Below are 21,060 nucleotides of genomic sequence, written 5' to 3' on the forward strand. Positions count from 1 at the left end.
CGCGCCTGGGACTTCCCCTACTCAGTCGAGGAAGAGGTCCACTTTTTCCTGGTTTACCGGGGGAAATCTGACTGCCAGAGTCGTCCTACCCGTCAAACCGCCTGCTCGGTGAGAAGGGTGACGAACGCCCCGATGCCAGCCCACCCGTGCAGCGTAGGAACGCCATGCCCAACGCCCCCGAACCACCCCTCCTCGACGTGCGGGGCCTGTCGGTCACCCTCGGCACCGACACGGCGGACCTCGAACTGGTCCACCACCTCTCGCTGACGCTCGACCGCGCGCAGACGCTCTGCGTCGTCGGCGAGTCGGGCAGCGGCAAGACCGTGACGGCCCTGTCGATCATGCGGCTGCTGGAGTTCACCGCCCCGGTACGGACCCGTGGGCGGATCGACATCGACGGCACCGACTTGGTCGCCCTGCCCGACGAGGAGATGCGGCGGTACCGGGGCCGCAGGATCGGCATGATCTTCCAGGAGGCCCTGGAGTCCCTCAACCCGTCGCGGCGCGTCGGCAGACAGCTCGTCGAGGCCGACCACCGGGCCCGTGGCCTGCGCGGGCGGCGGGCGCGCACCCCCGGCGCGATCGACAGGGCCGAGCGCAAAGCCCGCGACCTGCTCACCGAGGTCGGCCTGACCGACACCGAGCGCGTCATGGCGCTCTACCCCCACCAGCTCTCCGGCGGCATGCAGCAGCGCGTGATGATCGCCATGGCGCTCATGTCGGACCCCGACCTGCTGCTCGCCGACGAGCCGACGACCGCGCTCGACGTCACCACCCAGGCGGACATCCTCGACCTGTTCCGCAGGGTCCAGCGGGAGCACCGCATGGCGTGCGTCTTCATCACCCACGACATGGCCGTCGCCGCCGAGATGGCCGACCGCATCGCCGTCATGTACGGCGGGCGCCTCGTCGAGGCGGGTCCCGCGACCGAGGTGCTCACCATGCCCAGGCACCCCTACACCCGGGCGCTGCTCGACTGCGTGCCGCAGGTCGGGGTGCGCAGGACCGGTGGCCTGCCGTCCATCCCCGGCGCCGTGCCGAGTCCGGCCGAGCAACTGCCCGGCTGCCGCTACGCCCCCCGCTGTCCGTGCGCGACCACCCGGTGCACCGCGCAGGAGCCGGACCTCATCCCGGCCGGGACCTCCCGGGTCGCCTGCTGGCACCCGGTGACCGAACCGCTCACCGCTCCAAGGAAACCCGCCGAAAGCCCCGCCCGGATCCCCGCGCGGGACGAGGCGCCCGTGCTGCGGGTCAGGGAGGTCGGCAGGACCTTCGGAACGCGGGTACGGCAGGTGCACGCGGTCAAGAATGTGTCGCTGGCCGTCGCCCCCGGGGAGTTCTTCGGCCTCGTCGGGGAGTCGGGGTCGGGCAAGACGACCCTCGGGCGCATGATCGCCGGGCTCGAACGGCCCACCACGGGGGAGATCGACGTCGGCGAGGACATCGTGCTCACCGGCTCCGGCATCCGGGGGCCGAAGAAGGACTTCCGGCGCCGGGTGCAGATCGTCTTCCAGGACCCGCAGAGCTCGCTCGACCCGCGTCACACCGTCGCGGCCATCATCAAGGAGCCGCTGCGGGAACTGACGCCGCTGCGCGGGGACGCCCTCGACGCGCGGGTGCTCGAACTGCTCGACGAGGTGGGGCTGCCCGCCTCGACCGCGCGCAGGCTGCCCGGCCAGCTCTCCGGCGGGCAGCGTCAGCGGGTGGCCATCGCCCGCGCCATCGCCCCGGAGCCCGAGCTGATCGTCGCCGACGAGCCGACCTCGGCCCTCGACGTCTCGGTCCAGGGGCAGGTGATGAACCTGCTGCTCGACCTGAAGCGGGAACGACGGCTCGGCTTCGTCTTCATCACCCACAACCTGAGCCTGGTGCTCTCGGTCGCCGACCGCATCGGCGTGATGTACCAGGGTGAACTCGTGGAGGTCGGCCACCCGGACGCCATCGTCTCTCCGAACGCGCACCCGTACACCCGGCGGCTGCTCCAGGCCAACCCCAAGCTCACGATGCCGGATTGACATCCTCCCCTGCCTGAAGGCGGGGGATTCCAACGGCAACTACTCCACGAGGAGGAGATCGCGTTGAGGTTCACGGTTCGCAGACCCACCCAACGGCGGGCCTCCCCGTGCGGACACGGCATGCCCTGCCGCGTGGCGAATGTTCCTGGCCGCGTTCACATCGGCGTTGCCGGCGTATCCGCAGGACCGGCACCGGAAGTCGGCTTGGCTCTCACGCGACGTCCGCTCCACGATCCCGCACGCCGAGCACCGCTGACTCGTGTACGCGGGGTTGACCTTCACGACCCGCCCGGGGGCCTTGTGCTCCAGGCGTTCCACAAGCCGGCCCCACCCGGCCGCCAGGATGCCCCGGTTCAGGCCCGCCTTCTGACGGACGTTCCCGCCGGGCGCCTCAACCGTGCCCCTGGCGGATCGGGTCATGTTGGAGATCTTCAGGTTCTCGACGGCGATCACGTCGAAGCGCCGAGCCAGGCCGGTGGAGATCTTCTCCACCCAGTCCCTGCGGCGGTCCGTCTCGCGGGCCTTCAGCCTCGCGATCGCGGCCTTGACCTTGCCGCGCCGGTTCGAGCCGCGTTTCGCCCGGGCCAGTTTCCGCTGGAGACGCCGAAGCCGGGCCTTCTCCGTCGGGCGAAGCGTGGGCGCGTTCAACAGCTCACCCGTGGACAGGGCGGCGCTTACCGCGACGCCCCGGTCCACGCCGACGACCTCACCGGTGCCGGGCGCGGGGATCGGCTCCGGGATCACGGCGAACGCCACATGCCAGCGGCCCGCCCGGTCGCGGGTGATCCGGTAGGACTTCACACCCTGCGGGACGGCACGCGACCAGCGAAACCGCACCCAACCGACCTTCGCAACCCTCACCTCGCCCACGGTGCGCGACAGGCGGCGCACATCGCCCGCCGTGACGGCGACGATCCGAAACCCTTCACCCCGCCCGCGCCTGCGCCACGTCGGCCGGCGGTGAGTTCTGCCGAAGAAGTTCGCCATCGCCTGCGCGAAGTCCTTCAACGCCTGCTGCTGCACGATGACCGACCCGCCGCGCAGCCACGCGTGCTCGGCCCGTGCCTGGGTCAACTGGCGGCACTGCTCGGCGAAACCCGGCGCGGACGCCCGCCCCGGCTTCCAGTGGGCATGCTGCTCCACCGCCAGATTCCACACGTATCGGGCGTGCCCGCAATGCTCCAACAGCGCCCGCTCCTGAGCGGGCGTGGGCTGAAGACGGTAACGGGACACGCCCTCGAACCTACCGACCACCACCGACACAACCAGGAGACCGAAGTGCTCGACCGTGCCGCGTTTCCTCCCCGCCCTGAAGCACGGGGCATCCACGCCGTAGGCGCTTGGTGATCCGGGAGGAAGAGAACGATGCCACAACTCCTGCTCCGGCGCGCACGTGACCTCGTCATCGTGCTGTGGGTGGTCGGAACCGTCATGTTCGTCGTGATCAGGCTCGTGCCCGGCGACCCGGCCGTCTCGATCCTGGGGGACACCGCCACCCCGGAACAGCTCGCCGTACTGCGTGACAGCCTTGGACTGTCGGGGTCGTGGTACGAGCAGTACGCCGCCTGGCTCGGCCGGGTGATCTCCGGGGACCTCGGGACCTCGATCAGCTTCTCGGAGCCGGTCCTTCCGGTGATCCTGGGGCACGTCGTCCCGACGCTCACGCTCGCGGTGTTCAGCACGGTGATCAGCTTCACCGTCGCGCTGATGATCACGCTGTGGGGCACCGTACGGCCAAGGAGCCTGGCGGCCAGGTCGGTGACGCAGGTGGCCTCGCTCGGGATGGCGCTGCCGCAGTTCTGGGTCGCGCTCATCGTCATCCTGGTCTTCGCGATGGTGCTGGGGTGGTTCCCGCCGAGCGGGTACGCGGACCTGCTGACCGACCCGTTCACGGCGGTTCCCTCCCTCGTGCTGCCGGTCGTCGTGCTGGTCGTCGGGGACGTCGCGGTCTATCTGATCTTCCTGCGGGAGAGCGTCACCAACGAGATGTCGCAGCTCTACCTGCGCACCGCCCGCTCCAAGGGGCTGAGCGAGACCAGGGTCGCCCTCGGCCACGCGCTGCCCAACGCGCTGATGCCGATCCTGACCGTCATGGGCGGCCACTTCGCCACCCTCGTCGGCGGCGTCGTGATCGTGGAGACCGTGTTCGTCATCCCCGGTCTCGGCTCCCTGGCCCTGCAGGCGATCTCGACCAGGGACTATCCGCTGGTGCAGGGCGTGACCCTGTTCGTGACGCTGTTGTTCGTCGTCGTCAACCTGCTCGTCGACCTCTCCTACGCCCTGATCGACCCGAAGGTTCGCGTCTCGTGAGACCACACACGCTCATCACTTCCGTACGGCGCAACCCGGCGCTGACCACGGCGATCGTCGTTCTGGCGGCGATGGTCGTGGCGGTCGCGCTGCTGCCGCTCGTCCTGCCCTCGACCAGGGCGATCTACCCGGAGAGCAGGCTGATGCCGCCGAGCTGGGCGCACCCGCTCGGCACCGACTCCTACGGGCGCGACGTGCTGAGCCGCCTGGTCACCGGGGGACGCTACTCACTCGGCCTGGCCGCGCTCATCACCCTGTGCGCGGGGACGCTCGGCCTGCTGGTCGGCATGGTCAGCGGGTTCTTCCGTACGGCTGACGCCGTGCTCATGCGCCTGGTGGACGCGGGCATGGCCTTCCCGGGGATCGTGCTGGCCATGTCGCTTGCCGTGGCGCTCGGCCCGAGCATGTCCACCGAGCTGCTGGCGCTGACGATCGTGTTCACGCCGTTCGTCGCCCGGGTCATCCGCAGCCGGGCGCTGAGCGTGAGCGGCCGGGCCTACATCGACGCGGCGCGGGCGGCCGGGGTGCCGTCGTGGAAGATCCTGCTCAGACACGTCTGCCCCAACGTGCTGCCGCTGGCGGTCGTGCAACTGGTGATCGTCTCGGCGATGAGCATGCTGGTGGACGGCGCGCTGAGCTTCCTCGGCCTGGGGATCGCGCCGCCCACCCCGACCTGGGGGAACATGATCTCGGACGGCCGCGACTACCTGACCGTCGCGCCCTGGCTGGTGATCTTCCCCGGGGTGGCACTGCTGGCGTGCGTGTTCTTCCTCAACCTCCTCGGGTCGAGCCTGCGTGCCGTCGTGGACCCCAGGACGCGCTCGCTCAACGCGCTGCAGCGGCTGCGGGCCCGATCACCCCTGGCCAGTGGCTGACCTGGATCGCATACGATGCGGGTTCCCAAGGGTCGGCCGGTGGGGGACGGATGAACTTCACGCTGCGACAACTGAGCTACTTCGTGGCCGCCGCCGAGGCGGGCAGCATCTTCCACGCCGCCGACAAGCTGCACGTGTCCCAGTCCGCGCTCTCGGCCGCCCTGACCGAGCTGGAACGCACCCTCAACACCCAGCTCTTCGTCCGCCGCAAGGCGCGCGGGGTGACGCTGACGGCCAGCGGGGTGCGCGCCCTGGAACAGGCCAAGCTGATCCTGCGGGACGCGGCCGAGCTGAGCGTGACGTGTTCGAGCACCGAGCTGGCCGGGCCGGTCATGCTCGGGTGCTACCCGCCGCTGGCGTCGATCGTGCTGCCCCGGCTGCTGCAGGGCTTCGGTGACCTGCATCCCCTGGTACGGCTCGACTTCGTCGAGTGTGACCAGGACGTGCTGCAGGGCAGCCTGCACACCGGGGCGCTCGACGTGGGCATCGCCTACGAGTGGGGGCTGCCCGCGGGGCTCGACCGGGTCGTCCTCTACGAGGCCCACCCCTACGTCCTGCTGTCGGAGGACCACCCGCTGGCCTCGGCGCCGACCGTCGATCTCGCCGACCTGGCCGGGGAGCCGCTCATCCTGCCGAGCACGCCGGTGAGCCAGGAGCACACGCTGTCGGTCTTCCACGACCGGGGGCTCACGGTCTCGCGGGGGCACACGACCACCAGCTTCGAGCTGACCCGGGCCCTGGTCGGGCGGGGGATGGGCTACGCGGTCTCGGTGCAGCGTTCGCACAACGACCGCAGCCACGAGGGGCTGCCCGTCGTGGTCAAGGAGCTGTCGCCCTCGGCCAGGCCGGTGCGGGTGGTCATGATCTGGCCTTCCCGGGTACGGCTCGCCCGCCGGGTCAGGGAGCTCGTCGAGTACGCGACCACCCTGGACTGGGGCGTCGGGGGCATGCCCCCCGAGCCGCCCCGCTAGAGACCGAGCTCTACCGCGACTTCTTCGAGCCGTGGGGACGTCCCCCCGGCCAGTGCCCTGCGGGCCCACACGTGGTCTCTTGGCCGGTTCACCGACTCGACGGCGACCAGCCTCTCCTGCCGGAACGACAGCACCGAGAACGCCCCGCCCGCCGGGTCTCCCAGCGGAAGCGCCCTGTCCCCGGCCTGCCGTACCCCGGCGATCTGCAGCCTGACCTGGCCCTGGTTGCTCCAGAACCACGGGACCTCGTCGTGGCGGGTGTCGTCGCCGAGCAGGGTCCGCGCCAGGGTCCTGGCCTGGGCGGAGGCGTTCTGTACGGATTCGAGACGTGTCCTACGCCCGGTGTGGAGGTCGGGGAAGCTCGCGCAGTCGCCGATCGCCCAGACTCCCGGCGCCCCGGCGCGGAAGCGCTCATCGACGCGGACGCCGTTCTCCACCGGCAGTCCGGTACGGCGCGCCAGCTCGTCCCTCGGGGTCGCGCCGACCCCCACGACCACCAGGTCGGTCTCCAGCAGCTCGCCCCGGTCGGTCCGTACAGCGGCGACGGCGCCGGAGGAACCGACGATCTCCACGACCGAGGTGCCGCAGCGCAGCTCGACGCCGGTCCCGGCGTGGGCGCGGGTGACGAACTCCGAGACCGGCGGGCTGGCGACCCGCGCCATCGGCCTGTCGGCGGCCTCGAACACGACGGTCTCGACCCCCAGCAGGCGTGCGGCGGCCGCGATCTCAAGGCCGACGAACCCGGCGCCGAGCACCACGACCCGGCCCGCCTTCGCCAGGTGTCCCCTGAGCAGGTCCGCGTCCGCGAGCGTGCGCAGCGCGACAACCCCGCTCAACCCGGCGCCCGGAATGTCCAGGGTCCTGTTCCTGGCGCCCGTGGCCAGCACCAGGTTGTCGTACGGCACGCGTTCGCCGTCGTGCAGTACGGCGTGGCGGTGGCCGAGGTCGATCCCGGTGACCGTACGGCCCCGGCGCAGCTCGACGCCGTGGTCGGCGTAGAACGTCTCCCCACGCAGTGGGGGCGGCGCGTCCTCCCGCCCGAGCAGGTAGTCCTTCGACAGCGGTGGACGCTGGTACGGCAGCGCCGTCTCCGCGCCGAGGAGGACGACGGGTCCCTGGTGGCCGCCCGCGCGCAGGGAGTCGGCGAGCTGGACGCCCGCCGCCCCGGCGCCGACGATGACGACGCGCATCAGATCTGGGTCTCCGGGACCTCGACCTCGATCTCGTCGAGGCCGGAGCCGACGACGATCTGGCAGCTCAGGCGGCTGCGGACCTCGTCGCGGGGCGAGGCCGTACAGCCCAGCATCTCCTCCTCGTCGTCGCCGATGTCCGGCAGCCGGTCGAGGTAGCCGTCGGCGACGTAGACGTGGCAGGTCGCGCACATGGTCTGGCCGCCGCACTCCCCGACGATGCCGGGGATCCCGGCCTCGACGGCGGCGCGCATGACGGAGGCGGGGGTGGCGCGTTCGACGGCCCGGGTGGTGCCGTCGCCGTACCGGTAGACGATCCTGGCCATCTCACGCGTCCCAGGTGAGGCGCAGCTCGTGGATGCGGCGGAAGATCCAGCCGCCGCTGCGCGGCTCGGTGTCCTGGGCGGGCCGCAGGCCGGGGAGCCCGGCGAGCAGCGTGGGCAGCGCGACCCGGCCGATCATCGCCTTGGCGGCGTGCTGACCGGCGCAGATGTGGGCGCCGTTGGCGAAGGCCAGGTGGGGTTTGCGCTCGCGGTTGAGGTCGAACTCCTCGCCGTTGGCGAAGACCGTCTCGTCACGGTTGGCCGAGGCGATCACGACGCCGAGGTTCGCTCCTTCGGGCAGGTCGATCCCGGCGAGCGTGGTCGGCCGGGTGGCCTTCCTCGGATACATGCCGATGGGGGAGACCCACCTGACGGCCTCGTCGAAGGCCAGGGTGGCGGCGCCGGGGTCGTTCCTGACCTGGTCGAGCTGGTCGGGGTGGCTGAGCAGCCCCCACATCGCGATCACCAGCGTGTCGCGCGGCTCCTTGACCCCGCCGCCGACGGTCATCTTGACGTTCGCCCTCACGGACTCCAGGCTCATCGGCTCGGGGCCGTTGACCAGGGCGGAGATGAGCGAACCGTCCGGGTTCGAGCGCAGCCGCGGGATCATCTCGTCGAGCGCCGCGTCGATCTCCTCGCCGCTGCGCCGGTAGCGTTCCCAGACGGCCTCGTCGTCATCGCTGTTGCTGTTGCCGTCCATGATGGTCTGGGACCACCGGTGCACGTCCTCGTGGGCGGCGTTCTGGAAACCGAGCATCTCCCGCAGACATTCGGCGGCGAAAGGGCCGGAGAAATGCTCCACCAGGTCGGCGCCGGGGCCCGCCTCACGGAGTTCGCCGAGATATCTCCGCGCGTTCTCCGCGAATATCCTGTTCCAGTCGCGGTTTATCGCGTTCGGTTTGAGAACGCCGCCGAACGCCTTTCTTTCCACGGCGTGCTCGGGGTCGTCCTTGTGGAGCATGCTCGCGCCCATCGAGTACCGACGGGTGTAGTCCCTGGTCGCCGTGAATATCCGCTGGTCGAGGTTGACGTCGCGGCACGCCTGGTAACTGGTCAGGAAGTAGCCGCCCGTCGCGGGAACCCAGGCGATCGGCGCCTCACGCCTCAGCCGCGCGTATATCGGATAGGGGTCGTCATGGAGCTGGTCCAGGGTGAACCAGTCCGCGACCGGGGCCTTCGCGGTATTCGGCACGTCAGAACTCCCTTTTGTGTCCTCTCTGTTTTGGAGATTCTGACAGCCTTACATCTTCGTATAAACCGCATATATCAGAGCATGTTTTCCTACTGGGCAGGGAAACCGGAGGTCCCCAGGAGTTCGGCGAACAGCCGCTCCCACATCGGCGTCACGACCTCGGGGGAGTAGTCCCGAGCGGTCCGCACGGCGGCGGCCCCCATCCGCAGCCGCAGCTCCCGGTCGCCGATCAGCCGCAGCAGCCCCCCGGCCAGGGCGTCCACGTCCCCCGGCGGCACGAGCAGCCCGTCGATCTCGGGGGTGAGGACGTCACGCGGGCCGGTCGGGCAGTCGAAGGCCACGACCGGCAGGGCGTGCGCCATGGCCTCGATCATCACCATCGGCAGCCCCTCGAACCGGGAGCTGAGCACGTAGACCGACGCTCGGGCCAGCTCCCGGTCAAGGTGGTCGCTGCGTCCCATCAGGGTGACGTTGTCGCCGATCCTGTGCTTGTTGACGAGCTCCCGCAACGCGGCCTTGCGCGGGCCGGTGCCGTACAGGCGCAGCCGCCAGTCGGGGCGGTGCCGTACGACCTGGGCGAAGGCGGGGACGAGCAGGTCGAAGCCCTTCTGCGGGACGAGCCGTCCGGCGGCGACGACCAGCCGCTCCTCCTGCCGGGACGGGGCCCGGTCGAGGGGGTGGATCGCGTTGGGGATGCGCACGACCGGGGTGTCCGGCAGCAGCGCCTGGTAGTCCTTGCGGTCGGTCCCGGTGAGCGTCACGACCGCGTCCAGCCTGCCGTAGTGGCGGGCGATCTCCCGCCGGACGGCCTCCGGGTGGGTGGCCAGGTTGATGTGCTCCTGCGCGACCCGGACCACGCTTCTCGGGGTACGGCGGGCGGAGATGAGGTTCAGCGCGGGCCGGGTGGTCACCAGGACGCCGTCCCGCAGGGAGGAGACGTAGTCGATGACGGCCCTTTCGACCCGTTCCGTGAAGTAGGCCGCCGCGAACTCGCCGGACGGCACGACTTTCCCCCGGAGTCTTCGCCAGGCCCTGCGGCCCAGCGAGTCCGGATATATCCCGTCACGTTGGTCGACCAGGGCGGTGAGCGTCACCCGGGGGTCGATGGGGAAGCGGGCGGCGTCGCGGCGCCGTACGACACTGATGATCTCCACCTCGTGCCCAGCCTCCGCCATCGCGTTGGCCTGGTTGATCACGGTGCGGATCGTGCCGCCCATCCCGTAGGCGTGCAGCAGCAGGTAGCGGACCCTCACGGGGCCGCCAGATAGTCCCAGGTGACGGCCATCGGGCGCAGGACCTCGGGGACCTCCTCGGGGGCCGGGAGGTCACGGCCCCGCTGCACGCTCCCCGAGCGGATCTTGTCCTTCCAGTCGCCGAGCCCCTTCTGGAGTACGGCCTGCTCCCCGTAGTCGAGCATCCCGGTCTCCCAGGGAACTCCCAGGAAGTCGCACAGGCGCCGGGTCTCCCGCTTCGGGTTCTCCGTCAGGTCCTCGTAGCGCACGGTCAGGCCGTCGAGCGCCCGCCGCGCCCGCTGCACGGCCTTCATGTAGCGCAGGGCGTCGAGCGCGGCCTCCTGCCGGGTACGGCGCTCCGGGCTGGCCTCGTGCCACGACCTCGCGATGGAGGCCGGGTGACGCAGCAGGAAGACGAAACGGGCGTCCGGCCAGCAGGTGGTGATGCGCTCGTAGGCGAAGGCGTTCGCGGGGGTCTTGTCGACGACGAAGGACTTGCCGCTGCGGACCAGCTCCCGGTGCAGGACCCGGTCCCACAGCAGATGTTCCAGGTCCGCCCGGTTGTGGCCGAGGGCCTCCATCGCCTTTCTCGACAGCGGGGTGCCGAAGTCCACGGTCAGCCTGCGCACGTGCAGTTCGTGCGGGGCGTGCAGCATCGAGTGGGCGTTGAGCAGCGCCCGCAGCAGCGTCGAGCCCGACCTGACGGGGGACAGGATGAAGATCGGCGCGGTCAGCAGCCGGTCGGTCACCGGGTCGGCGGGAGGCCGTATCGGCTCCCGCTCCTTCTCCTGCTCGGGTGCTTTCTCCGCCTTCTCCGGTCGGTTGAGCTGGAATCCGGTGACCCTGACCAGGGCGTTGTTGACCGTGCGCTGCCAGTTCATGGCGAGGCAGGTTACCCAGCCTTCCTGGCATTTCTCTGTGTACGGCCCGGCCTAGCGGCGCTTGGGGGGAACGATCCGTACCCGTTCCTCGGAGCGTTCGTCGATGCCGCCGAGTTGCTCGACGACCGTTTTGCGCAGGTCGTCGTAGTCCTGGAAGGAGTGGTCGTTGAAGAGGGTGTAGCCGGTCCACATGAGGTTGGCGCACACCCGGGCGGGGACCCGGCCCGTCGCCGCGCCCATGCCGACCAGCGCGACCGAGGTGATGCTGCCCGGCTCCTTCTCGTTCTGCATGTGGACGGCCTGGAAGGCGGCGGCGCACGCCAGGGCGACGTTCAGCGTCTCACTCACGTCCTGCGACGTCCGCGTCATCGTCGGCGTCGAGATCAGGAACTTCGGGGTGACCGCCCCGGAGGGCACGCACACGGCGGCGCCGACCGGGAGCGACCCGCCGAAGCTCTCGCGGATCGCCCGCTGGACCTTGAGCTGGATGCCCGCCCCGAGGTGCCGCTTGATGACCGCGTCGACGCCGCCGTCCATCCGGCCCTTGGAGTTGGTCGGGGTGACCCAGGCGTCGACGTTCTGGTCGAGGATCGACCCCCGGTTGACGTCGATCCCCGGGGTGTCGGCGAAGGCCGCCAGCCACGACTGCACCACCTCGGTGTTGACGTCCGTCAGCACCACCCTGAGCGGTGACTTCACGTGTTCGACGGTCATGGATGTGCTCCAGGTGCGGGGAGGTTGGTTCCGACATATCCGAAAATATCCTGCGCGACCGACATTTCGGATCATGCTGGTAGGCGTCCGATCTGGAGATCGCATCCCGGGGCTCCAGACGGCACAATTCCCCCCAATCGTCGATCCGATATCCGTACGCCCGCCGACCAGGAGCTCACGATGAGTGACAGCACGCCCCCGCCCTCGCAGGACCCGAACGACCCGCTGGCCCTCGCCGAGCTCTTCGCCGGGGGCGAGGACTGGCTGCCGGTCCTGAAGCCGGTCATCGAGCGGCAGGCCAGGCCCGACCTGTTCATCGGCCCCAACCGCGACCAGCAGATCGTGCCCGTGCGGGAACTGACCTTCCAGGCCCTCAAGCCGAACCCGCCGCACAGGTGGAAGGTCGTCGTCTTCGGCCAGAACCCCTACCCCAGGGCCGAGAGCGCCACCGGCATCGCCATGTTCGACAACACCTTCCACGACTGGAGCGACAGCCAGTTCGGCAGGGTCGTGAGCATCCGCTGCATCATCAAGGCGGCGGCCATGTGGAAGCACGGTATCCCCAAGAAGACCCCGATCGCCGACATCCGCGCGCTGCTCAAGGAGCACGAGACCGTCCAGCCGCCGGAGTGGTTCCAGGCGATGCTGACCCAGGGCGTGCTGCTGCTCAACGCCGCCCTGACCGCCAGCGGCGACGGAGCGATGAGCACCTCCGAGCACACCTGGTTCTGGCGGCCCATCATCAAGGCGATCGTCGAGGAGATCTTCAAGGCCAAGCAGGACGCCGAGGACGAGCAGGACCGTGGCATCGTGTTCGCCTGGTGGGGAGCGCACGCCCGCAACCTGAAGGAGATCGTCCAGGGCGTCCAGGAGAAGTATCCCGACGTCACGGTCTGGCACATCGACCACCCCAACCCGGCGGCCCAGGGCGACATCTTCTGCGACGGCGACCACTTCGGCGCCGTGAACAACGCGCTCAGGGCCCTCGGCACCGACGAGATCGACTGGCTGCCCAGCAAGGGGTGGAACGCGGCAAGCGGCGACGACACCGCCAGCAGGATGGGGGAGTTCATCGCCTCGACGATGGAGCTCCACCAGCTCTACCTGGAGCGGCTCGCCAGCGTCAAGGACGAGGGCCTGGTCCTGCCCGCGATCACCGGCGTCTTCGACACCCCGCTCATGGACTTCCTCAAGGCCGTCGAGCCCGTCGCCGAGCTGCTGTCCGGCCTCGACCGGTACGTGAAACGGGCACACCTGTTCGGCGTCGAGAAGGCGGGCACCCTGTCCGCCGAGGAGACCGCCGCGCTGTACCTCTACACCTGCGAGTCGTCCTTCTACCGGCAGATCAACGCAACCCTGCGCAACCCCGACCGCGACCGGATCGTCCCCTACCTGCCGTACCTGCGCCTGCTGTTCGAGGCCGTCTCCAACCTGCCCACCCGCAGGGAACCCCTGTGGCGCGGCGTCTCACTCGACCTGCGGGCCCAGTATCCGCTGGGCCGTACGGTCACCTGGTGGGGTGTGTCCTCCTGCACCTCCGAGCCGGACGTCGCCAGGGCGTTCCTCGGGCGCCGGGGCAAGCGGACGCTCTTCGAGGTGCACCCCGTGCGGGCCGTGGGCATCCGGGCCTTCTCCGCGTTCACCGGCGAGGAGGAGTTCATCCTGACCCCCGGCACCCAGCTCAAGGTGACCAACGTGAAGACTGAACGCGGCGGGCTGTGCACCGTACAACTGACAGAACTGGACGAACAGGGCCTGGTGGCGTGACATGAGCGAACAGCTCGACCCGGAGATGTTCTCGGCCTGCGGGAACGTCGTCCTGCCGATGAGGACGCACAACAAGTGGGCGTTCAGGATCATGGTCTGCCTGGAACCGGGGCGGCGCCGGTTCTCCGAGCTGCGGATCCCGCTGCGGGAGATCACCCCGAAGGTCCTCGCGGAGTCGCTGCGGGCGATGGAACGCGACGGTCTCGTCACCAGGACCGCCTATCCCGGGGTACCGCCCAGGGTCGAGTACGAACTGACCGACCTGGGGCGGTCCCTGCTCGGGCCGATGCGGGTCTGGTGCCGCTGGGCCGAGGAACACCTGCCGGACCTGGTGGCGGCCCGCGAGTCCTACGACACCGCCGTCTGAGAGGACACCTTGACGCGCGTGATCGTTCAGGTATGTTCCAAATAGGAAAGTTTCCTAAAGAAAAGCCCTGGCCAGGCTCCCTTGCAAGCCCGGAGGCTCTCACCTTGCGCAGTGCAACAATCGCCCTCACCCTCGCGACCGCCGTCGCGGCAACCCTGGTCGGAGTCACGCCGGCGAACGCGCAGATTTTCTGCCACGTCACCAAGGACACGTGGGTCTACTCGGCCCCCGGAGGATCGGCCCGCTACCTGATCCCCACGGGCGGAGGGTTCTACCTGGACTACTACTGGAACGCCGGTGGCTGGGCCGCCGGTCACGGCGTCGGCCAGGTCGACGGCTACCTCCAGAACAATGACGGCCGCCTGAGCTGCTAGTCACACCGTCGGGATGGCTGTCATCCCGAAGCCGGTCTGTGTCGTCATGACGACACAGACCGGCTTCGGAGTGGGCCGGTGGTCAGGCCACCGCCACCACCGCGCGGGTGTGCCGCCTCCCGGTCGCCTCGTCCACGAGCGCGACCGCGAGGTCGGCGTAGGAGAACGCCCCGGCTCCCTCCTCAGCGGACAGTACGGCGACGCCCCCGGTCCGGTAGGTCCCCGTCCGCTCGGCCTCGGCGTCGAGAACGACAGGGGGCGGGGTCACCACCACCCAGTCCAGCTCGCTCCCGCTGAGGACCGCGATCTCCGAGGCGTGCCCGACCGAGAAGCGCCGATACTCCTCGGGGAAGTCCGGCGCGTCGTGCACGGCCACCCCGGGCGCCACCTCAAGGGCGGTGCCGATCCCGACCGTGACCAGCCGCTCCACCCCCGCCTTCGTGAGACCCGCGACCAGCGCCTCGGCCGCCGCCGTGTAGAACTCGTCGGCGGGCACGTCCGCCCGGTACACCGTGGAGACCACGGCGTCGTGCCCTGCCGCGACGGCCGCCACGCTCTGCGCCCGGGTCACGTCCCCCGCGACGAGCGTGACACCGTCACCCCGTAGCCCCTCGTGCCCGCCGGGATCCCGGACCACCGCGGTCACCGCGTGCCCACGGGACACCGCCTCGGCGACCACCCTCCTGCCCGCGTTGCCCCCGGCCCCGAACACGACGATCCTGCTCATCGCACATCCCCTTCGTCTGGTCTCGCTGAACGCTGGTCTGCTGAACGCGCGTCCAGACGTTAGCCCCGGCCCCCTCGGTTACCGCAACGATACGAAGGCGTCCTTCTCGGCGTCCCTGCGGCGCAGGTGGTAGGAGACGGTGGCGGCACCCAGCGCGGCGCCCCAGATCGGCCAGAAGCACTCCGGCAGCCACGTGCCCCACAGTTCCATGGGGAAGACTCCCGTGCCGGCCATCCGGATGTAGGCAAGCCCGGCCACGACGACGATGATCGACACGAACGAGGCCGGGATGACCGCCAGCATGGGCGGCACCCGCCTGCCGCGCAGGAAGGGAATCCACCTCGGGAAGATCTCCCCCCACCGCTGGATGAGCCCGAGGGTGAGCACCCCGCCGAGCGCGCCGAAGGTCGCCAGGTAGGCGCCGACCAGCCACAGGGCCTGCGGGCTGGCGGCCAGGAACTCCGAGGTCACCCCGAGCGGGATGCCCAGCGCCCACGCCCACCGGGTGACGCAGTAGATCAGGGAGACCGCGATGCTCACGTACACGGCCACGCGACCCCGCCCCGGGGTGAACCAGCGCAGCAGGGTCCGGCGGCGGTCGTAGGCCAGCGCCGCGGAGGCCAGCAGCAGCCCGCCCAGCAGGGGGAGAAGCTGGTTCAGGACGGGCCACGGCCAGGCGTCGGCGAGGGTCTTGCCGCCCAGGTCCCAGCCGAAGACCGGCAGGACCAGCATCAGCGGGGTGTACGCGACGCCCATCATCAACCGTGAGTCGGGCACCACCAGGACCAGGATCGCGGCGATCGGCCAGGCCAGGAACAACGGCGCACGGCGACTGCCCCCACGGGTGAGCGCCAGCGCCATCACGGCCGTGAGCAGGCAGAACGCGGCGATCCACCAGCCGAAGCCGGGCGTCGTCCAGCCCAGGGAGGACATCGCCCTGTTCGGGCTGGGGTCACCGGTGCCCCAGGGGTAACCGGGCAGGCCGAGCGCCCATGCCAATGCGAGCGCGCCGTACGCCAGCGCCCACAGCGCGGCCGTGTAACCCCGCCAGGCGGGAGCAATGGATCTCATGCGACCAGCCTGGCCGTACGGCACCCCGCCACCCAGATGCCGTTCGGCACCTTCGGCCGTACGAAAGGTGCCGAACGGCACCTGCGGCCGGACGCCGTGGCGCACGTATCGTGGTCGCGGTGAGCTCGATGGTTTCGGTGGTTTCGCTGCTGGTCTCGCTGGTCGCGGTGACGACGGCGGTGTTGTCGCGGTCCTCGCCCGGACGCCTGTCCGCCCTGACGCTGGTGGCGGCGGCCGTCTCGCTGGCCGTCTCACTGGCCCACATCCTCGGCGGCGTACGGCCAGGCCCGACCGCCGCGTCACTGCAACTGGCCGAGAGCCTGGCACTCATGGCGCTGGTCGGCCTGGTCGTCCGGTACACACCGGTACGACGGGCGGCGCTGGCCGCGCCGGTGGCCGGGGTGGTCACGGCCACCTGGCCGCTGCGCTTCCTGACCCCCGTCTCGCTGCTGGAGGGGGTGGGCATGTGCGCGTTCTGGGGGATGGGCGCGCTCCTCGCCGCCGCGGTCGGTGGCTACCTGCGCTTCCTCGACGTACGGCAGGCCCGCGCCGTGGCCGACGCCGGCACCGCGCTGCGGCTCAGGCTGGCCAGGGACCTGCACGACTTCGTCGCCCACGACATCAGCGAGATGGTGGCGCACGCCCAGGCGGGCGGGGTCGTGGGCGATCCGCTGCGGGCGCTCGAACGGGTCGAGGCGGCGGGCCAGCGGGCCATGTCGATGCTGGACCGCACCCTGGACATGCTCCACAACGACCGGCCCGTCACCTTCACCGGGGGGCTCGACGACATCCGCGACGCGGCCGACCGCTTCTCGGCCGCGGGCCCGGCGACGGTCCATCTGCGCCTGGACCGGCGGGCTGAGGTCCCCGCGGAGGTCGCGGCCCTGGCCTACCGGATCGTGGTCGAAGGTCTCACCAACGTACGGCGGCACGCCCCCCGGGCCGGCCGGGTCGATCTGGACGTCGGCACCGGACCGTCCGGCACGCTGGAGATCACGATGACCAACGACGGCGTGACCCGGGCGCGAAGCGGACGGCGCAGCGGACTGGGCCTGACCGGTCTGGCCGGACTCGTCCGGGAGCAGGGCGGCGAACTGCTCGCGCACGCCGTACCGGACGGGTGGTCGCTGACCGCGCGCCTGCCGCTGGCACAATCGCCGGAGTGTCCATCCGCATCCTCATCGCCGACGACCAGGAAGGCATCAGAAGCGCCTTCCGAATGATCCTCGACGCCCAGCCCGACATGACCGTCGTCGCCGAGGCCGCAGACGGCCGTACCGCGATCGACACCGCGAGGGCGATCAAGCCGGACGTCGTGCTCGCCGACATCCGGATGCCCGGCGCCGACGGCATCGAGGTGGTCAGGGCCCTCGCCGACACGGCCGTCCACGTGGTGATCGTCACGACCTTCGGCCACGACGAGTACGTCCACGCGGCCCTGCGGCACGGCGCCGCCGGGTTCATCCTCAAACGCTCCGGCCCCACGCTGCTCGTCGAGGCCGTCAGGGCCGCGACGAACGGCGACATGCTCATCAGCCCGCAGCTCACCGTCCGGCTGCTGCGCGACCACGGCCTGCCCCACGACACACCGGATCACGCGGTCCCTGACGTCGCCCTCACCGAGCGGGAGAACGACATCGTCACGCTGCTCGCGAGCGGCAGAACCAACGCCGAGATCGCCGCCGAACTCTTCCTCTCCCCGGGCACCGTGAAAAACCACATAGCCACCATCCAACGCAAAACCAACACCAAAAACCGCGTAGCCACCGCAGCCTGGGCCTGGTCCACCGGCCGGGCCACCCCCTGACCACCCCGGCTCGGGGATCGATCCCCGGCTACGGGCTGACCAGGACCAGATCGAGCACGTCGATGCCGACCGGGGCGTGCCCGGTCGCGATCCGGCCCACCGACCACGGACCGGGGAACCGGTACAGCAGTGCGTTGACCGCGATCGCGAGCTCATGCCGGGCCAGGTGCGTGCCGAGGCAGAAGTGCACGCCATGGCCGAAGGAAAGGTGCTCGTTCGGCGTTCGGTCGGGCCGGAACTTCTCTGGCTCGGCGAACACCCGAGGGTCCCGGTTGGCCGAGAGCACCATGGCCATCACTCGCTGGCCGGTCTCGATGGCGTGCCCGGCGATGCTGGTTGGGCCGGTGGTGAAGCGGTCGGTGCCACCCACCGGGGGCAGGAACCTCAGCACCTCCTCGACGGCATCCGGCACCAGCCCAGGGTCGGCACGCAGCTGGGCCAGTGCGTCCGGATGAGCCGCCAGGCACAGCACCGTGTTGACCAGCAGGGTCTTGGTCGTCTCGTGGCCGTTGATGAGCAGCAGCGTGCAGAAGTCGATCAACTCCTCATCGGACAGCCGACTGCCGTCCGGTTCGGCGGCCAGCAGAATGTCGATCACGTCGCCCTGGGGGCGGGCACGGTGCTTGGCGAACACCTCCCGGAAGTACTCGACCAGTTCGGTGTGTGCGGTGCGGAACGCGGCCTGACGCCCGGGGTCCTCGGCGAACGACCCGGCGAAGGAGGTGATCGCCTCGGTCCAGCGCATGAAGTCCGGTTGCCGGTCCGCCTCGACTCCGAGCAACGCGGAGATGGCGCGCACCGGCAACGGGTAGCCGAGTCGGCCGATCACGTCCAGTTCACCGTCCGCATCGGCCAGTTGTCTCCGTACGGTGTCGGTGATCGAGGGGAGTAACGCCCGGATCGCGCGGGGCGTGAAGGCTCGGCTGACCAGTCGGCGCAGCAGGTGGTGCCGGGGCGGGTCCATCGCCGACAGGCTGCTGAGAATCGGGTTGTCCCGGTGCGGTATGGGTCGCGCGCTGTAGCGCAGCTCGTCGGAGGAGAACGTCGAGTGGTCGGTGAGCACCCGGTTCACCTCGGAGTAGCCGTGCACCACCCAGGCGTCGAACGGTTCGACGAAACGCACCCCGTCGCCGGAGAGACCGTCCCCTGCGGTCTCCCGGCACCAGTCGAGGACCTCTGTGACAACGTCATCAGTCATGCGTCGAGTGTGTTAGCCCCGGCCTGTCGAGGCTTGGAGAGAACGGACATCCGACAGCAACGTGGTCGGCGGCACCCCCACCGCGTACCGGAACTCGGCGAGCAGGTGTGACTGGTCGTAGCAGCCGCTGCGCACGGCGATGGCGGCCCAGTTCGGGCGCTCGCCCTTGGCCACCGCAGCGTGGGCGGCGGCGAGCGCGTGGTGCAGCCGCACCACGCGTGCGTAGGACTTGGGTCGCAGCCCGACCGCCACCCCGAATCGCCGCCGAAGCTGCCGTTCGGACAACCCGGCCTGCGCGGCATACCGGTCGACCGGCGCACCTGGCGCCGCGTGCATGGCCGCCAGCACGATGCGCACCCGCTCGTCGACCCGGCATCGCCCAGCCCGCTCCCGCACCAGTGCCAGCGCCCCTGCCAGCCGCCTGGTCACCGACCCGTCCAGTCGCCCGACCTCGATGGGCATCCCGGCCAGTGGCACCTCGTCGGCCGCGACCCCGAACAGCCCGGTCACCGTCCCCGGTCGCAGCCGCACCCCGATCAGGGACCCGCCCTTGGGAGGTGTCCCCTGCCGAGCGCGCGTCTCCGGCCCGGCCAGCCGGCACATCCCACCAGGCATGACCAGCAGGTCGACCGTGGGCTGCGGTAACCCTCTCGGCACCACGTCACCGTCAAGCACCCAGATCCCGGCCACCAGATGGGCCAGGTCGGCGGGCACGGGCAAAGCGGTCACCGGTGCAGTCAACCCGGAGACCGTCGCGTCCGCCAGCGATTAACCGGACGGAGAACGCGGGACAGACACCACAGGATCGAGCCGGCCCCGGGCACGTCATTCGCCCGAGGCGTCCTCGGCCTCCCAGCGCAGCAGGACGCCCGGCTGGCACCTGAGCACCTCGCGGAGCGCGGCGAGTGTCGTGAAGCGCACCGCCTTGGCGCGGTCGTTCTTGAGTACCGCCAGGTTGGCGGGGGTGATCCCGACGCGGTCCGCGAGGCCGCCCACGGACATCTTCCGCCTGGCCGGCATCACGTCGATGTCGACGACGATTGCATCAGATCGTCTCGTCCAGTTCGGCCTGCATCTGCCTCGCTTCGACGTCGCGTGCGACGGCCTGGGCGAGCAGCATCCGCAGCACGAGCACGATGAGTGCGACCCCCAGGATGCCCAGGACGATGGCGTACGGCGGAAGCCGTCAGGAACACGGTCTCACGGTGCGGTGAGCGGTTCTGAACGGTAGGCCCGGTGGAGCGTCTCGACGAAAGCCGGGGCCTCCGGCAGGGAGAAGGAGCCGATCCTGTGCACCGGGATTCCCGGGGACCAGGAGTTCATGACCACGGCGCCCGTCAGTGTTGGCAGGTCGGCGAGGGTGATCTCCTGGACGCGCTGGGGCACGCCGAGGTGTTCCAGGCGGCGCCGTACGATCCCCATCGTGATTCCGCCCAGTTTCTCGGCGTCGGGCCACACCACCGAGGTGCCGTCCCAGAAGGCCAGGTTCCAGATAGTCGCCTCGCTGAGCCGTCCCCGGCGATCGACGAAGGCGGCGTCGTCGAAGCCCTGGGCGACGGCCTGTCGGAGGAAGTATGTCTTGGCCACCTCGCCGACGTGCTTGATGGCCGGGAGGACCCGTTCGTACTCGACGGCCGTCAGGGCGAGTGGTCCGCGCGGGGCGGTCGCGGGAGGGCCGGTGCGCACCAGCAGCGCGGGCTCCGCGTCGGCGTCGGTGAACTCGCCCGCCGGGGAGTAGACCGTGGCCGTCAGCGACAGGTCGGCAGGACCGGCCTGGATCGCCGTCCGCAGGTGTGCCAGCACCCGGTCGTCGGGCAGGGCCCTGCCGTACAGCTCCATCGAGGCGAACCGCAGCCGTTCCAGGTGGAGGTCGAGTCCCCTGATCCCGCCCTCACGCACCTGCATGGCGGTGAAGTGGGCGTAGCCCGCGAAGGCGAGCGGTGCCAGTTCCTCGGCGCTCGCCACGTGGCCGTCACGGTGAACAGCGAAAAAGGACATGTGCCGCTCCAGACGTGTGTGGAATGTCCGTTCCTGGGGCGACGTTAA

The 21,060-nt window shown here is 70.3% G+C and carries 23 protein-coding genes; 9 read left to right on the forward strand and 14 right to left on the reverse strand.

Annotated elements, in window-relative coordinates; translation table 11 throughout:
- Positions 1-164: 164 nt before the first annotated feature.
- Entirely contained in the window at positions 165-2,015 is a 1,851-nt protein-coding gene (locus FHS44_RS03140) for a dipeptide ABC transporter ATP-binding protein (RefSeq protein WP_184712330.1), read from the forward strand.
- Positions 2,016-2,054: 39 nt separating this feature from the next.
- Here FHS44_RS03140 and FHS44_RS03145 read toward each other — a convergent pair whose 3' ends face one another.
- The gene (locus FHS44_RS03145; protein WP_184712331.1) at positions 2,055-3,248 is read right to left on the reverse strand and encodes an RNA-guided endonuclease InsQ/TnpB family protein; all 1,194 of its coding nucleotides are present in this window, start codon (positions 3,246-3,248) and stop codon (positions 2,055-2,057) included.
- Between the two features lie 132 nt (positions 3,249-3,380).
- Between FHS44_RS03145 and FHS44_RS03150 the strand changes: the two genes are divergently transcribed.
- The 3 genes from FHS44_RS03150 to FHS44_RS03160 are packed head-to-tail and all read left to right on the forward strand — an operon-like array spanning position 3,381 to position 6,171.
- Positions 3,381-4,325: an ABC transporter permease gene (locus FHS44_RS03150; protein ID WP_184712332.1), complete on the forward strand. Its 945-nt coding sequence runs from the start codon at positions 3,381-3,383 to the stop codon at positions 4,323-4,325.
- Positions 4,322-5,200, forward strand: a complete 879-nt coding sequence (locus tag FHS44_RS40610) for an ABC transporter permease (protein ID WP_221460303.1) — start codon at positions 4,322-4,324, stop codon at positions 5,198-5,200. Before FHS44_RS03150 ends, FHS44_RS40610 begins: the two co-directional genes overlap by 4 nt.
- Before the next feature lie 50 nt (positions 5,201-5,250).
- Positions 5,251-6,171, forward strand: a complete 921-nt coding sequence (locus tag FHS44_RS03160; protein WP_184712333.1) for a LysR family transcriptional regulator — start codon at positions 5,251-5,253, stop codon at positions 6,169-6,171.
- Here FHS44_RS03160 and FHS44_RS03165 read toward each other — a convergent pair.
- The 6 genes from FHS44_RS03165 to FHS44_RS03190 form a co-directional block, all read right to left on the reverse strand.
- Positions 6,168-7,361 carry an NAD(P)/FAD-dependent oxidoreductase gene (locus tag FHS44_RS03165; RefSeq protein WP_184712334.1) on the reverse strand — a complete coding sequence of 398 codons (1,194 nt, stop codon included), beginning with the start codon at positions 7,359-7,361 and terminating at the stop codon, positions 6,168-6,170. The two genes, FHS44_RS03160 and FHS44_RS03165, sit on opposite strands and share 4 nt — an antisense overlap.
- On the reverse strand, positions 7,361-7,687 hold the full coding sequence (locus FHS44_RS03170; protein WP_184712335.1) for a 2Fe-2S iron-sulfur cluster-binding protein: 327 nt from the start codon (positions 7,685-7,687) through the stop codon (positions 7,361-7,363). Before FHS44_RS03170 ends, FHS44_RS03165 begins: the two co-directional genes overlap by 1 nt.
- Position 7,688: 1 nt before the next feature.
- Positions 7,689-8,876 (reverse strand): cytochrome P450, encoded by a 1,188-nt coding sequence (locus tag FHS44_RS42215; protein ID WP_184712336.1) that lies wholly within the window; start codon positions 8,874-8,876, stop codon positions 7,689-7,691.
- Between the two features lie 89 nt (positions 8,877-8,965).
- Positions 8,966-10,129 carry a glycosyltransferase family 4 protein gene (locus FHS44_RS03180; protein WP_184712337.1) on the reverse strand — a complete coding sequence of 388 codons (1,164 nt, stop codon included), beginning with the start codon at positions 10,127-10,129 and terminating at the stop codon, positions 8,966-8,968.
- Complete coding sequence (locus tag FHS44_RS03185; RefSeq protein ID WP_184712338.1) at positions 10,126-10,989, reverse strand: sulfotransferase family protein; 864 nt, start codon at positions 10,987-10,989, stop codon at positions 10,126-10,128. Before FHS44_RS03185 ends, FHS44_RS03180 begins: the two co-directional genes overlap by 4 nt.
- 51 nt (positions 10,990-11,040) lie before the next feature.
- Positions 11,041-11,703, reverse strand: coding sequence for a macro domain-containing protein (locus FHS44_RS03190; RefSeq protein ID WP_184712339.1), 663 nt, complete (start codon positions 11,701-11,703; stop codon positions 11,041-11,043).
- Positions 11,704-11,883: 180 nt separating this feature from the next.
- Here FHS44_RS03190 and FHS44_RS03195 point away from each other — a divergent pair, with 180 nt between their 5' ends.
- From FHS44_RS03195 to FHS44_RS03205, 3 genes are all read left to right on the forward strand, one after another.
- A complete protein-coding gene (locus FHS44_RS03195; protein ID WP_184712340.1) occupies positions 11,884-13,470 on the forward strand; it encodes an ADP-ribosyltransferase domain-containing protein in 1,587 nt (528 codons plus the stop codon).
- Position 13,471: 1 nt separating this feature from the next.
- Positions 13,472-13,837 (forward strand): winged helix-turn-helix transcriptional regulator, encoded by a 366-nt coding sequence (locus tag FHS44_RS03200; protein WP_184712341.1) that lies wholly within the window; start codon positions 13,472-13,474, stop codon positions 13,835-13,837.
- A 104-nt stretch (positions 13,838-13,941) separates the two neighbouring features.
- Positions 13,942-14,211 carry a hypothetical protein gene (locus FHS44_RS03205; protein ID WP_184712342.1) on the forward strand — a complete coding sequence of 90 codons (270 nt, stop codon included), beginning with the start codon at positions 13,942-13,944 and terminating at the stop codon, positions 14,209-14,211.
- Between the two features lie 82 nt (positions 14,212-14,293).
- On the opposite strand, the gene FHS44_RS03210 is transcribed toward FHS44_RS03205, so the two are convergent.
- Positions 14,294-14,938: an NAD(P)-dependent oxidoreductase gene (locus FHS44_RS03210; RefSeq protein ID WP_184712343.1), complete on the reverse strand. Its 645-nt coding sequence runs from the start codon at positions 14,936-14,938 to the stop codon at positions 14,294-14,296.
- Positions 14,939-15,016: 78 nt separating this feature from the next.
- A complete protein-coding gene (locus tag FHS44_RS03215; protein ID WP_184712344.1) occupies positions 15,017-16,009 on the reverse strand; it encodes a hypothetical protein in 993 nt (330 codons plus the stop codon).
- A gap of 128 nt (positions 16,010-16,137) precedes the next feature.
- Between FHS44_RS03215 and FHS44_RS03220 the strand changes: the two genes are divergently transcribed.
- On the forward strand, positions 16,138-17,232 hold the full coding sequence (locus FHS44_RS03220; RefSeq protein WP_246435225.1) for a sensor histidine kinase: 1,095 nt from the start codon (positions 16,138-16,140) through the stop codon (positions 17,230-17,232).
- A complete protein-coding gene (locus FHS44_RS03225) occupies positions 17,172-17,816 on the forward strand; it encodes a response regulator (protein ID WP_184712346.1) in 645 nt (214 codons plus the stop codon). The genes FHS44_RS03220 and FHS44_RS03225 overlap by 61 nt, the downstream gene beginning before the upstream one ends.
- Before the next feature lie 28 nt (positions 17,817-17,844).
- On the opposite strand, the gene FHS44_RS03230 is transcribed toward FHS44_RS03225, so the two are convergent.
- From FHS44_RS03230 to FHS44_RS03250, 5 genes are all read right to left on the reverse strand, one after another.
- Positions 17,845-19,014: a cytochrome P450 gene (locus tag FHS44_RS03230; protein ID WP_184712347.1), complete on the reverse strand. Its 1,170-nt coding sequence runs from the start codon at positions 19,012-19,014 to the stop codon at positions 17,845-17,847.
- A 12-nt stretch (positions 19,015-19,026) separates the two neighbouring features.
- Positions 19,027-19,743, reverse strand: a complete 717-nt coding sequence (locus tag FHS44_RS03235; RefSeq protein ID WP_184712348.1) for a helix-turn-helix domain-containing protein — start codon at positions 19,741-19,743, stop codon at positions 19,027-19,029.
- 96 nt (positions 19,744-19,839) lie between these two features.
- A complete protein-coding gene (locus tag FHS44_RS03240) occupies positions 19,840-20,034 on the reverse strand; it encodes a helix-turn-helix domain-containing protein (RefSeq protein ID WP_184712349.1) in 195 nt (64 codons plus the stop codon).
- A 25-nt stretch (positions 20,035-20,059) separates the two neighbouring features.
- Positions 20,060-20,182: a hypothetical protein gene (locus FHS44_RS03245; protein WP_376771574.1), complete on the reverse strand. Its 123-nt coding sequence runs from the start codon at positions 20,180-20,182 to the stop codon at positions 20,060-20,062.
- A gap of 32 nt (positions 20,183-20,214) precedes the next feature.
- The gene (locus FHS44_RS03250; RefSeq protein WP_184712350.1) at positions 20,215-21,012 is read right to left on the reverse strand and encodes an aminotransferase class IV family protein; all 798 of its coding nucleotides are present in this window, start codon (positions 21,010-21,012) and stop codon (positions 20,215-20,217) included.
- Between the last annotated feature and the right edge of the window lie 48 nt (positions 21,013-21,060).

The organism is Streptosporangium saharense (assembly GCF_014203715.1).
Lineage (GTDB): Bacteria > Actinomycetota > Actinomycetes > Streptosporangiales > Streptosporangiaceae > Streptosporangium > Streptosporangium saharense.